Genomic DNA, 12738 nt, shown 5'->3' with positions numbered 1-12738 from the left:
TTGATGATCGAGCGCTGAAGGCATGGCACGACGCAGGCGAAATGCCCTCTTGAGTCGATCCTTCCAGCGGGCACTGACGGCGATGACGCGGACGGCGATTCGCGCCGGTTCGAAGGCGATCACCCAGGCGCTGAAGGCAAAGCCCGCGCGCAAACCCGCAGCGGCGAAAAAACGCGCGCCGGCGAAGCGTGTCGCGGAAAAGCGCAGCGCGCAAATCGTCGGCGACTGGAGCGCGGGGCTCGCCATCGGCACCGCGGGCGCCCGGCGTTACTGGCTCTACAAGCCTCCCGGCGTGCGGCGCGAAGAGCGCCTGCCGCTCGTGGTGATGCTGCACGGCTGCTGGCAGGGCGCGGAAGCCCTGGCCACCAGCAGCAAGATGAACCGGATCGCCGCGCGCGAACGCTTCTTCGTGCTGTACCCCGAGCAGGACCGCCTTTCGAATGCGCAAGGTTGCTGGAATTGGTATGACACGCGCTCCGGCCGGGCGCAGGCCGAGGCAGGCGCCATCGACGCGGCGATAGATCAGGTTTGCCTGCTGCAAGCGGTCGACCCGGAGCGCATCGCGCTGGCCGGGCTATCAGCGGGTGCGGGGATGGCCGCGCTGATGGCGGTCCGTCACCCGCAGCGTTTTCGGGCGATCGCGATGCATTCGGGTGTCGGAACGGGCGTCGCGCATTCATCGGCCACCGCCTTGCGGGCCATGCGCGGGCGCCGGGTCGCAGGCACCGCACTCGCGCCAATCGCTGCCGGAACACGGTCGCCAGCGCTACTGGTCATCCATGGCACCGCCGATTACGTCGTCGCGCCCGGCAATGGCGCCGAGGCGGCACGGCTGTGGGCCGCCCGGGCGGGTGCAAAGGCGGGCACGCCGCGCACCGTGCAGCGCGGCACGCGCTACGCCGCAACGATTACCGACTACCGAACGCGCGGCCAACTGATCGCGACCCTGTGCGAGGTCACCGGGCTTGGCCATGCGTGGAGTGGCGGCGCCGCGGGACAGCGCTACAGTGACCCGAAAGGCCCGGACGCGTCACGCATGATCTGGACCTTCATGGCCAAACAGTTCGCCAAGGGCGCCGGCTAGTGGCCGGCATCGAGGAATCAGGTGGCCCCGATCCGTCGCCTCAAACGCGCGACTTCCTCCTGCAAATCGACCACCAGGGCGGCCAATTCCGGCACGGCATCGAAGGCGGATTCGAGCTGCCGCATGCGCCGAGCCCGCGTCAGGTCGTGGCTGGCGAAGCGCCAGTACGTCATCTGTACTGAACCGTCGCCGAGAAATCCGGCCTCGACCCGCTCGACAATCCACTGCGGCTCGACCCCGCAGGCTTGCGCCGCCTCTTCCAGGGTCAGGGTGACTTCGTCCACCAGGACGCCCGTCACGACCTCATTTTGCGTCACGGCTCACTCCCTCACTTATCCACGGGGATCGAAGTCCAGTTCCCGCGCCATGGTTGCATAGATCTCGCGGGCCTTGTCGCTGTCTGCAGGCGGCAGCACGACGTCCAGCACCAGATACAGATCGCCCGGCGGCGTTCCCGGTATCCCGCGTCCTTTCAGGCGCAGTTTGCGGCCGCTTTGCGAGCCCCCCGGCACTTTCACCTGCACCGGACCCGAGGGCGTGGGAGCTTCGATGGACGCCCCCAGCGCGGCTTCCCACGGCGTCACCGGGAGCGTCTGAAAGACATCCCGCCCCTCGATGCGATAGCGTGCGTCGGGCGTGAATTGCACTTCCAGAAACAGGTCGCCCGCCGGGCTGCCGCCCAGACCGGGGCTGCCCTGGCCGCTCAGGCGGATATGCTGGCCTTCCTTCACGCCTTTGGGAATCTGCACGTGCAGGGTGTGCTCCCTGACCCCGACGCGGCCGTGTTCATCCGCCTGGGGAACATGCAGGGCGATCGTCCGGGTTGCCCCGTGATAGGTGTCGGCCAGATCGATCAGTATCTTGGCGTGGCGGTCCTGGCCGCGCATCCGGAAATCGTCGGTGCCGTGCCGGGCGCGGCCCGTGTGGCCGAACAGGTTGGCGAAAAAGTCGCTGAAGTCCGCATCGTCCGCGGGCGACGGACCGCGCCCCGAAAACTCGAATCCCGCGTCCCAATCCGGTGGCGGCTGAAACTCCTGACCGGCGCGATAACGGCTGCCCAGCTGGTCGTAGGCCGCGCGCTTTTCCGGATCGGAAAGCACGGCGTTGGCCTCGTTGACCTCCTTCATGTGCTTGTCCGCCTCCGGCTCCTTGCTGACATCCGGATGATATTTGCGCGCCAACCTGCGGTAGGCCTTCTTAACCTCATCGGCGGTCGCAGTCTTCGCCACACCGAGGATCTGGTAGTAATCCCTGAATTCCACGCTCACAGCTCCTGAATCGATTGGCGTTGCAAGGTCCCCGCTCAGTCCCGGGCGGGGAAGCGGTAGAGCAGCGCATTCAGGTAGCGCGCAACCTCCTCGATGTCCTCGTTGCCCCAGCCCGCCCCGGCGACATCCTGCCAGCGGCGCACTTCCAGCCTGAGGCTTGTCCAGTCGGTGACGACCCGCTTGTCCCGCCAATGGACATCACGGTTGTGGCAGGCCTCGCAATGCGTCGCGTACAACAACTCGCCGCGGGACGCGTCGCGCATGGTTTCGCCGGCATCAGCGAGATGCCCGTAGAGCATGAACGGGACGATGAGCATCAATTTCCGGAGCATATCCAACCCCTCCCAAATACGGCTCTCCATTAACTATAGATCGGCGATTTCGCCCCGCATTGCCGGCTCGAAATATAAGGCTTGACTCTCAGCCCAATGGGGCCACACTGTAAGTGCGTGCTGCGTCGCAACATAAAAACTGGTACCCGAAGACAGCGAGCAATCTGGCGCTGATTTCATTCCAGACCACTTTACGCGGCAATTCCCACAAGGAAAGACATAATGCAAACCACCACACCCGAACAAATCCGCGCTGCCAAGACCTATACCAACGCTTTGATGGCGCTGTCGCAGGTCGCCTTTTCCGGCGTCGAGCGACTGGCTGCCCTGAACCTGAATGTGGCTCGCGTCGCACTGGAAGACACCTTCGCTGCGTCGAACAGTCTGCTGCAGGCCAAGGATGTCAGCGACCTCAAGAACCTGCAGACCGCTATCAACACCCCGGCAACCGAGCACTGCGCGGCCTACTTTCGCAGCGTGCAGGAGATTGCCGCCGATTCGCAGCAACAGATCGCCCAACTCGTGACTTCGTACTTCGCGACACTCGGCTTCGACGCGAGCGCCAAAGCCGGCTCGAATGCGGGGTTCGACATGTTCTCCAAATTTGTGAAGGACACAAACAGCATGTTCGAAGCCAACGCCAAAGCGGTCGGCGAAGCGACGACGAAAATGATGGCCCCGGTGACGTCTCACCCGAAGAAGGCTGCGTAAGCCCTCAGGCAATCGTAAGTAGGTAAGGAAGAAGCCCCGCGAGTCGGGGCTTTTTCAATTCTGCGCCGGCGCTCACGCCTGGTCCGACAAGTGATCGGCGAGGAAGCGCAGGAGGGCGACAAGGACCGTGAGCAGTACCGGGCCGATAATGAGGCCGATGAGGCCAAAGGCCGAGATGCCGCCGATGACGCCGACGAAAACCGCGAGCATCGACACCGGTGCCTGGCTCGAAATCAGCAATGGCCGCAGCAGGTTGTCGGAAACCGACACGACCAGCCCCCAGATCAACATGAAGATCGCCCAGCCCCAATCGGCGTTGGCGGCCAGGACAAGGACCCCCGGCACCCAGACGACTGCAGCACCGCCGATCGGCAGCAGCGCAAGAACCGCGGCCAGCACACCGAACACGACCGCAGAAGGCAAGCCCGCCATCGCGAAGCCGATGCCCACCAGTGCCCCTTGGGCAAGAGCCGTCAGCCCGGTGCCGTAGACGACGGCGCGTGTCGTGTCGCCGATCAAATGGAGCAACTCTCCCTTGCGCTGCGCTTCCATCGGGACCAGGCGCACGACGCGGGCAAGCAGCTTCGGGCCGTCGCGCAGCAGGAAGAAGAGCAGGAACAGCATCATGAAAAAGTGCACGACCGTACCCAGGGCACTGAGAACAAAATTTCCGCCCGTCGCTGCCAGCGACTTCAGCAGCATCTGGGTGCCGCTCGCCAGCCAGCGTTGGAGCTGTTCGGTGGTCGCAGTGATGTTCTGGCGCAGCCATTCGACCAGACTTCCGATGATCGGGTATTGCTCCAGTTGCGCGAGCAGATGGATATCGAACCGCAATTCCTCCGCCTGGAGACGGGTGATCAGCTCCGTCACCTGATTTGCGAATGCGATGCCAAGGCTGACCAGCGGGCCTGCAAGGATGACGGGAACAAGCACGGTGATGATCCCGGCAGAGAGGTCAGCGCGTCCCTTGAGCTTGCGGGTCAGTCTGCGATGCACCGGTGCCAGCAGATAGGCGAGGCAAATGCCCCACGCAAGGGCGCCCCAGAAGGGAGCGAGCATCCAGTAAAGGGCGAGGGCGAAGAGCGTCGCCACGACAATTACGAAGGCCTTGCGATAGTCGTCCACGCGTGCTCCTTGGGTCCGTCCGGGCTTCTCGACGCTTGTTGCTAATTCTGCCTCTGATCGGCGCGCTCGCGCAAAATGCCCATGACACACCTCGTCACCTTTTCCGCCCCAGGCACGACCCCCGCTGGGGATTTTGCGCGACTCGCAGTGTGATGCGTGGCCGGAAGGCGAGTGTCGAATAATTTGACATGTGCGGTTGAGTCTTCAACGCGGCTTAGATCATCCAGCTGAAAAGAATGCGAACAGCATTATCCGGGCGCGCGATGGGAAGCGCTTGAGGTCGATTTAGGAGTTCCACGCGATGCACACGAACATCCGCGTTCAGCCGGTGGCACGCTTTGCTGCGAATGGGCCAATTGACCCAAACCTTCGCCTCCATGCGCTCATGTCGTCCAATAATCGTCACATGCGGCGATTTCCTACACGCCTCCCGGTACTTCATGGCTGACTTTTCCGTCACCAAGTTGCATCGAAAGCGATAAACGTGACTCCGATGACAAGGGTACTCAAGAGTTTTCGAGAATGCAGTCTATGTTGATGTCGTTTGAAAAATACATATGCATTGTCAGAAAGTGCGTACGTATGCCAGGCGCATAACGTTACATCCAGAGACACATCAATACGAATACACCTGACGATTGGCATCATTCATGCGTCCTCTTCGTGCGTAAAAATGCTCGGGCGAAAAGCGGACTGATGCAAATGGGTTGGCCAGGCATTTCCTTGGCGAACCCAATCAGTGGTTGCAGTCCGGGAACCCGAGCTGGCATGCGGGACGTACCCGAGCAGGAGGCAGGGCGTGCGCCACGGTCTCCGATGCCCGGAATGCGCAGGTACGGCCCGGACTTCGAGGTTGGTGATGGAAAAACGGAAGGGCGTATTACTCGACAGCAACGGCACGGTCCGCTCCGGATTGAATGATCTGGACCTCCCCGATTGGGATTTCGAGGTCGTTTCGACCGTTGAGGCCGCAAACAGGGTCTTGGCAGGAAGTCACCCGCTGGTCGGCCTGGTGGCCTTTACCACACCGCAATCGTGGTCGGCCCGCGCGCTGGAGTCCCTGGTCGCCAGGCACGACATCGAATGGATCGCAATTTTGGGCCGCGAGCTGCTGCACAACCAGACTCTGGCGCCAATGGCATTGCGCAGTTTTCATGATTTCCACACCTTGCCGCTGGACCGCGATCGTTTGATCATGACCTTGGGCCACGCTCACGGCAAAGCGTTGATCTGCAAGAGCTTCGTTGAACAGGATGATGACATCGGGCGGTACGGGATGACCGGACGCAGCCCGAAAATGCTCCAGCTATACCGCCAGCTCGACAAGATCGTGACGGTGGATGCGCCGGTGCTGATCGGCGGCGAGTCAGGCACTGGCAAGGAACTGGTTGCACGTGCCATCCATCATCACTCGGAGCGCGCCAACGGGCCGTTCATCGCGATGAATTGTGGCGCGATCGCGCCCAATCTCATTCAATCCGAGCTTTTCGGGCATGAGCGCGGTGCCTTCACCGGCGCCCACCAGCGCAAGATCGGCAACGTCGAGGCGGCCAACGAGGGGGTGCTGTTCCTTGATGAAATCGGCGACCTGCCGCTTGATCTGCAGGCGAACCTGCTGCGCTTTGTGCAGGAAAAGACCATCGTGCGGGTCGGCTCGACCGAGCGGGTGCGGGTGAACGTGCGGGTGATCGCGGCGACCCACAGGGATCTGAGCCGCGCAGTCGCCGAAGGACAGTTCCGCGAGGATCTCTTCTACCGGCTCAACGTGCTGCATCTCAGCGTGCCACCGCTGCGCGAGCGCGAACAGGATATTGCGCTGCTGGCAACCGCCATCTTCAAGGCCAACCAGCATCAGAAAAGTCCCCAGGTAAAGGGCTTCAGTTCGGAAGCGTTCCACGCGATGTGCGGCTACCCGTGGCCGGGGAACGTTCGCGAACTGATCAACCGCGTGCAGCACGCGATGGTCATGTCGGAAAGCAAGCTGATCAGTGTTGCGGATCTGGGTCTTCCCACGTCGGACCTCGATGCAACCAGTCAGACACTGGATGAAGTCCGCTCGACGGTGGAAAGGGAAGTCATCGAGAGCAGCTTGAGCAGGTACCAGAACAATGTGTCGGCAGTGGCACGCCATCTGGGCGTTTCGCGCGTCACGCTGTACCGCATGATCGATCGCCTGAAGATTGTCCTGTAGCCGTAGCGGGCCGGAGCCTGGCCTTGGTCGAGTACGAGAAATGTGGGGGAATCATGAAAGCACTGGCACATCGCCAAGGACGGATGCTGGGATGCAGTCTTGCCGGCCTTGTGATCGCCACCTGCGGTTCCGCCGCCCATGCCGATGAGGGTAGCTTCAAGGCATCGATGGCCGCCCTCAAGGAGAGAATCGATGAGCAGACCCGTCAGATCGAAGCGCTCAAACGTGATCTTGCGCAGCAGCAGATGCTGATCGACGGCATGCAGCGCACCCGCGATATCGGCGAGGTCAGGGGGCGCGGAACGGTATCGGCGGGCGCGGTAGCCGCGCCATCAGCGACGCCGCCCGATCCGGTTTCCGCACCGCGTCCCCCACAGCAGTTGGCGCAGGCGCCGAAACCGGTCGGGCAGGCGCCCGAACGCCCCAAGGAAAACAGGCCGCCCGCAGTCGCACCGATCTTCGAGCAACCCGGTGTCCTGACGCCGCCGGGCAAGTGGTTGGTCGAACCTTCGCTGCAGTACGCCCACTCATCCAGCAATCGCGTCGCGCTGGTCGGATACACGATTATCCCGGCGATCGTGATCGGCCTGATCGACGTGCGCGAGGTGAAGAGCGACACCTTCATCGGCGCACTGACCGTGCGCCGCGGCATCACCAACCGCTTCGAGCTCGAAGCCAAGATTCCCTATGTATACCGAACCGATACCAGCGTCAGCCGGCCGGTCGGCGCCGGCGCCGCCGCCGATACCTCGTTCGACGTTGATGGCCACGGCCTTGGAGACATCGAATTCACCGGCCGCTATCAGCTCAACGATGGGGGCGCGGAGGATCCGTACTACATCGCCTCGCTGCGGTTCAAGACGCGCACCGGCAAGGACCCCTTCGAGGTCAAGGTCGACCGCACGCTGCGCGGCACCACCGGCACCGGCCTGCAGACCGAGATGCCGACCGGGTCCGGCTTCTATACGGTCCAGCCAGGACTCACCGTGCTCCTGCCGTCCGACCCGGTGGTGTTTTTTGGCGGCGTGAGCTATCAGCACAGCTTTGCGCGCGACAACGTCAAGCAGAAGACCAACGACGGGGATCTCGATCTGGGGAAAGTGGAGCCGGGCGGGGCGGTTGGCTTCAACTTCGGCATGGGCCTCGCGCTGAACGACCGATCGTCGTTCAGCATCGGCTACGATCACCTGTCCGTAGGCAAGGTCAGGGTAGGCGGGCGGCGGCCGACGACTTCGATCCGCGCGCAATTGGGAACCTTGCTGCTCGGCTACTCCTACCGGCTCAATTCGGGCAATACGCTAAATCTGACGATCGGCGCAGGGCTCACCGAGGACGCGCCCGACCTCCAGTTGACCCTGCGCATGCCGCTCCAGCTCTGAGGCAAGGCCTTCGGCAGCTTGCCCTCGGGCGGGCTGCCGGAATGTCCGGAGCAGGCCTATCTGAAAAGCGCGCTGTTAACCGTGCTTCTGAGCGAGTCGCCGATACGGTTGGCCTGCAGCATGTCCATGCTGTTCACCGTGGCGTTGATGGTCGTGACGGACAGTATCGTCTGGTCGTTCAGGGTGTTCTGGATCACCGTCGCGAAGGCACCGGACGAGATCATGCTCGCATCGAAGGTGTTGTTCGGCCCGTTCTGGATCAGGCCGACAGTGCTGCCCACCGTCAGCGCCTTCGCGGCTTCCGCGCTTCCGCCGACCAGCGTGCCGAGATCCGCAACGTTCAGGCTGGTCGTGCTCAGCAACTCGCCGTTGATATAAACGAGACGCTCGATGCCGAAGGACAGCATCAGGCCGCCGGGTGTCTCGAATCCCCCCCTCAGGCCATCCATCACCTCGTCATCGAGCACGGTCACGCTGGGAAACAGGAGCGAATCTCCTGCACCCGGGGAATTGATCCCGGCTAGGCCACCGGATGCGGCCTGATCGGGGGCTCGCGCGCCGGGTGATGCGCGCTCGATCCGATCCGCACCCTGCGGTGCCGGGATCAATCCCGGGTGTTGCAACGCCGCTGCAGGCTGCGGAACCTGTTCGGCCACTTGTTCGAAGCGCCCGGATTGGAGTGCGTCCTGCTGAACCGGCATGGCGAGCCGAGGAACTCCTGCCGCCACTGCGGCGCAGGCGATCAGTCTGGCAACTCGTCCCGGCCGCAACGCGATCATGGTCGTTCTCTCAATGGTCCATCGGACCGGGACGGAGCATCTGAACGTCCATGCTGTTCGCCCCCCGAACCCCGCTGCCGAGTGGCGCTGCCGGTCGTACCTGCCAGTCCCGCTCGCGATTGAAGTGCGCGAGATCGACCCTGTTGTTGATCACGAGCAGGATGCCGTTTGTCCAGAACTTCTCGAAGTCGTGGCGGCGAAGCACACGCGTGCCCAAGGCAGGGTCGCCGATAACCACCCCGTTCGGCCGCACGCCCTTCACGACGACAAAATGCGAATATCCGTTCTCCTTGACCAGCGCGATCGCCGGCACACCGGCCTCGGCCAGTTGGTCGAGCGATACGCGCACACCTTCGGCGCGGAAGCCCTTGCCGTCGAGAAAGAGCTTCATGTCGAGCATGGAAAAGCCCTCGCGCTGAATCTTCGCCTGGTCTCCGCGTTCGAACATGTATTTGAAGACCTCGACTTCGTCGACTTTCAGGTCGTAATGATGCGTCAGCAAGGTCGCGACCGCGGCCGAACCGCAACTGAAATCATATTGCTGGCGAAGCGTCGAGACAAAGCGCGCGCCCTTGAGGCTCGTCACCGGTACCGCGTAACTGTTCCCCGCGGGGCCCAGTATCCTTGACGAATCTGCGAGGGCGGGCTCGAGCAGGCAGCAGGGCAACATGAGGACGGAGAACCACGCGCGGACGTTCATCGCCGCCTCGTCAATTCACTTCGACGTTCAGGATCACCGCGTTCTGGATCAGGACCCCGTTTCCGCTGTTCTGGATGAACATCGGCACCCCGCTCGCACCGGCAAGCGCACCGCCGGTAATGAGGTTGTGCCCGGTTGCAGCATCCGAAACCGAAATTTCACTCACCGCGCCGATCGCGCGTATTTCGCTGCTATGCGTATCGGCGCCGCCCCGTAGACCGGAAAGCTCCGCCTCATCAAGTACCGGCGCAGCCAGCAGCCTTGATGTCGGCCCCTGCACCGCGAGCTCCTCCGCATCACCCAGCATCACCAAGTCATCGGCCCGCGCAGGCACGATCGTGCCGTACATGAGGGCCAGCGCGATGCCCAGGGCGAGCAAGTGCAGTACCTGTTTCATGGCTTGACTCCTCGACTGCCAATGAAACCGGGGGAAGGTTCGGTTCCCCCGGCTCTGCACGTGCGAATTACCTGACTGTCAGGTTTGCCTGCACATTCACGCTTTGCTGCACGAGTGCACCGATGCCGCTGTTCTGGGCATTGACGATGATGCCGGCGCCGTTGGTGAAACTGCTGTTGATGGTATTGAACATGTTGAAGGTCCCCGCATCGACCGTCGCGGTGCCGCCGGCTCCGCCCATGCCGCCCTCGCCACCCGTGCCGGTGCCGCCCGTCGCCATTCCGCCGGTGTTCGTGCCGCCGTCGCCGCCGGTACCTGCGGTGTTGGTGCCGCCGTTGCCGCCACTGCCGCCATTGCCGCCTGTCGCGCTACCGGTCGAGGCATTGCCGCTGGTCGCCGTACCGCCGTTCCCGCCGGCTCCGGCGGTATTGCTGGCCGTGCCGCCATTCCCGCCCGTTGCCGTGCTGCTGCTGGCGCCCGCCGTCGAGTCGCCCGCGGTACCGGCCCCACCGGTTGCCGTCGCGGTACCCGGATCAACGGACGGCGTAACCGTAGCCGTCCCGCCGGACGAACCGTTGCTGGCCGTCGTATCGCCAACCGATCCGCTGCCGTCACCACCATTGGCTCGCGCCGGACCCGCATTGCCGCCGGTTGCGCCGGTTGCGCCGTTTGCCTCGCCGGTCGACGCAGTGCCCACTGAACCGTCGCCGCCATTGCTGCCTGCGCCACCCCGCGCGCCGGATGCCGCACCACCGGCACCACCCGTACCCGCAGCCGCGCCGCCCGTCGCGTCGCCGCCGCTGCCAGCCCCTCCGGCCGCACCGGCTCCGCCGTTCGCATTGCCATGGTTCATCGCGACGTTGCCAAGACCGCTCACCGACACACCGCTGACAGTACCGGTCAGTGTCGACAGGGCCATTACGTGCGTCGTGTTGAACGCGTTATTGAAATTGGCCGTCGAGCTCGAACCATTGTTGGCCGCCGTGCTGCCGAGGCCCTCAGCCGCCGCCGTGCCGTCGTTGTCGCGGTTGTCGCCATCGGCGCTGCTGGTGTTGGTGTGTGTCGAATTGTCGTTGCCTTGATTCGAGCTGTCGGCACTGTTGGTGGAGCTGTTATTGCCCTGGTTCGAGCTGTCGGCGCTGTTCGTGGAGTTGTTGTTGCCCTGATTCGAACTGTCGGCGCTGTTCGTGGAACTGTTGTTGCCCTGGTTCGAATTGTCGGTACTGCTCGTCGAATTATCGTTACCCTGGTTTGAACTGTCGGCACTGTTGGTGGAGCTGTTGTTGCCTTGGTTCGAATTGTCGGTACTGCTCGTCGAGTTGTCCTGCGTCGCCGTCGAGAACTCATTCGCCTGCGGGCTGGTGTCGCCCGCCTGTGTCGCGGTTGCTGTGGCGGTTTGCGTATTGGTGTCCGTGACATCGCTTACGGTATTCACGGGATTGGCCCACACCTGTCCGGCGACACTAAAGGCCAGCCCGATCGCGGCTGAAATCAGAGTCTTCCTCATCGCAATTCCCCTTCGAGAGCCAAAGCCGGCACCATGCCAAGCCCGGTGGCTCCGAATGCGCAAGACCCGTGCCGCATGCGTTTCCTGTTCGCAACTTATTGATTAAAAGCGATATGGCAATCTTGATGATGCATTTCGGGTGATCGTGTGACGGTAACTCTGTACTGACTCTGTACAGGCAAACCCCGACCGAACCCCGTTGCCGTCCGGGAGGTAGGCATCAAACCATTGATTCATAATGGGTTGGACACCATTCGTGCGAGAGAATCGAGGTGTTTCAGCGGCGAAACACTTTTGCGCTCCGGCCATCGCCAGACCTTCCCATAAAACGGCCAGCAGGGGCGCCTGGGCCGGATCCGGGTTTGATGCGGACAATTGGCCGCGAGCGCTGAGGAGCGGCGGACTTCAGCGAAGGTTGAAGTTGCCGCCCCCGAAGAGCCCGATCAGTCCGATGAGGATCAGATAAATGGCGACGATATAGTTCAGCAGCCGCGGTACGACGAGGATGAGAATCCCGGCGATCAGCGCGACCAGCGGAGCAAGACCCAGGTTGATGGTCATACAGGCACCTTTCCCTTTCAGTCATTTTTTCGACAGTACGGCGAAAGCGATCACGCACGCGCCGCCACCGATGAGCAACCAGCCGACGAGCGGCGGTATCGCGACCGTATGCGTGCGTTCGGCGGTCGCCGTGATCGGCCCGATCTGGAGAATGTTCTCGGTCGTCGTGTAGCTGTAATGGTCGTAGCCCAGAACGGCTGCGCCCATGACAATGAGTGCGACTCCGGTAATGAGTAGGGCTTTCATTGTGCGTCGATCCCTGGACTTGCGCCCCGTTGATGAGAATGTTGCCGTCCGGCAAATGATATTTACGCCGAAAACGGCGGCGGCTCTGTACGGTTCCGCACACAACATCACCGTTGCCAGAGTCAGACCCCACGATTCACGGATTCGGACGGTCCTTGTGCCGGAACCGAACCGTACGTGGCGGTGCCGGGAGGCCCACACGTGGGGTTGTGTTCGCCAGCGAACGGAGCGGGGCGCGGAAATCGCGTATTTTCAAATCGCACGTCCAGCTGACCGCGAATCTCCCCAAGAGAGCGGTTGTAGACCAACACTCAAGAGGAATTCAGATGAAATATGCGATAATTTTTTCAGCGGTTGTGATGGGGCTAGCCTTGAGCGCGTGTGAAAAGTCGACGGTTGTTACGCCTGCTCCGGCCCCGGCTCCAGCGCCCGTTCCGGGGCCCGCCGGCCCCGCAGGT

At 62.7% G+C, this 12738-nt stretch carries 14 protein-coding genes; 4 read left to right on the top strand and 10 right to left on the bottom strand.

Going from position 1 to position 12738, the window contains the following annotated elements; genetic code table 11:
- Positions 1-22: 22 nt before the first annotated feature.
- Entirely contained in the window at positions 23-1084 is a 1062-nt protein-coding gene (locus AzCIB_RS11240) for an extracellular catalytic domain type 1 short-chain-length polyhydroxyalkanoate depolymerase (RefSeq protein WP_050415982.1), read from the top strand.
- Positions 1085-1101: 17 nt separating this feature from the next.
- Here AzCIB_RS11240 and AzCIB_RS11235 read toward each other — a convergent pair whose 3' ends face one another.
- The 3 genes from AzCIB_RS11235 to AzCIB_RS11225 are packed head-to-tail and all read right to left on the bottom strand — an operon-like array spanning position 1102 to position 2684.
- On the bottom strand, positions 1102-1401 hold the full coding sequence (locus AzCIB_RS11235; RefSeq protein ID WP_050415981.1) for a chaperone modulator CbpM: 300 nt from the start codon (positions 1399-1401) through the stop codon (positions 1102-1104).
- A gap of 15 nt (positions 1402-1416) precedes the next feature.
- Positions 1417-2346, bottom strand: coding sequence for a DnaJ C-terminal domain-containing protein (locus AzCIB_RS11230; protein ID WP_050415980.1), 930 nt, complete (start codon positions 2344-2346; stop codon positions 1417-1419).
- 41 nt (positions 2347-2387) lie between these two features.
- Positions 2388-2684 carry a hypothetical protein gene (locus AzCIB_RS11225; RefSeq protein WP_050418344.1) on the bottom strand — a complete coding sequence of 99 codons (297 nt, stop codon included), beginning with the start codon at positions 2682-2684 and terminating at the stop codon, positions 2388-2390.
- 222 nt (positions 2685-2906) lie between these two features.
- Here AzCIB_RS11225 and AzCIB_RS11220 point away from each other — a divergent pair, with 222 nt between their 5' ends.
- Positions 2907-3395, top strand: a complete 489-nt coding sequence (locus AzCIB_RS11220) for a phasin family protein (RefSeq protein WP_050415979.1) — start codon at positions 2907-2909, stop codon at positions 3393-3395.
- Positions 3396-3467: 72 nt separating this feature from the next.
- On the opposite strand, the gene AzCIB_RS11215 is transcribed toward AzCIB_RS11220, so the two are convergent.
- Entirely contained in the window at positions 3468-4520 is a 1053-nt protein-coding gene (locus AzCIB_RS11215) for an AI-2E family transporter (protein WP_050415978.1), read from the bottom strand.
- 859 nt (positions 4521-5379) lie between these two features.
- On the opposite strand from AzCIB_RS11215, the gene AzCIB_RS11210 reads away from it, so the two are divergent.
- Both AzCIB_RS11210 and AzCIB_RS11205 read left to right on the top strand, forming a co-directional pair.
- Positions 5380-6711 (top strand): sigma-54 dependent transcriptional regulator, encoded by a 1332-nt coding sequence (locus AzCIB_RS11210; protein WP_050415977.1) that lies wholly within the window; start codon positions 5380-5382, stop codon positions 6709-6711.
- A gap of 23 nt (positions 6712-6734) precedes the next feature.
- Entirely contained in the window at positions 6735-8090 is a 1356-nt protein-coding gene (locus AzCIB_RS11205) for an acetate kinase (protein WP_232299420.1), read from the top strand.
- Positions 8091-8146: 56 nt separating this feature from the next.
- Here AzCIB_RS11205 and AzCIB_RS24195 read toward each other — a convergent pair whose 3' ends face one another.
- From AzCIB_RS24195 to AzCIB_RS11180, 6 genes are all read right to left on the bottom strand, one after another.
- Entirely contained in the window at positions 8147-8869 is a 723-nt protein-coding gene (locus tag AzCIB_RS24195) for a hypothetical protein (RefSeq protein ID WP_157058485.1), read from the bottom strand.
- A gap of 10 nt (positions 8870-8879) precedes the next feature.
- On the bottom strand, positions 8880-9569 hold the full coding sequence (locus tag AzCIB_RS11195) for a C39 family peptidase (RefSeq protein WP_050415974.1): 690 nt from the start codon (positions 9567-9569) through the stop codon (positions 8880-8882).
- 10 nt (positions 9570-9579) lie between these two features.
- On the bottom strand, positions 9580-9966 hold the full coding sequence (locus AzCIB_RS11190; RefSeq protein ID WP_050415973.1) for a hypothetical protein: 387 nt from the start codon (positions 9964-9966) through the stop codon (positions 9580-9582).
- Positions 9967-10033: 67 nt separating this feature from the next.
- A complete protein-coding gene (locus tag AzCIB_RS11185) occupies positions 10034-11473 on the bottom strand; it encodes a hypothetical protein (protein WP_050415972.1) in 1440 nt (479 codons plus the stop codon).
- A 405-nt stretch (positions 11474-11878) separates the two neighbouring features.
- A complete protein-coding gene (locus AzCIB_RS23775; protein WP_083446967.1) occupies positions 11879-12034 on the bottom strand; it encodes a DUF3096 domain-containing protein in 156 nt (51 codons plus the stop codon).
- 21 nt (positions 12035-12055) lie between these two features.
- Positions 12056-12280: a hypothetical protein gene (locus AzCIB_RS11180; protein WP_050415971.1), complete on the bottom strand. Its 225-nt coding sequence runs from the start codon at positions 12278-12280 to the stop codon at positions 12056-12058.
- Positions 12281-12738 lie beyond the last annotated feature (458 nt).

The sequence above is a fragment of the Azoarcus sp. CIB genome, from assembly GCF_001190925.1.
Taxonomy (GTDB): Bacteria; Pseudomonadota; Gammaproteobacteria; order Burkholderiales; family Rhodocyclaceae; genus Aromatoleum.
The sequence above is the reverse complement of the archived record's forward strand: the minus strand, read 5'-3'. Positions and strand labels throughout refer to the sequence as shown.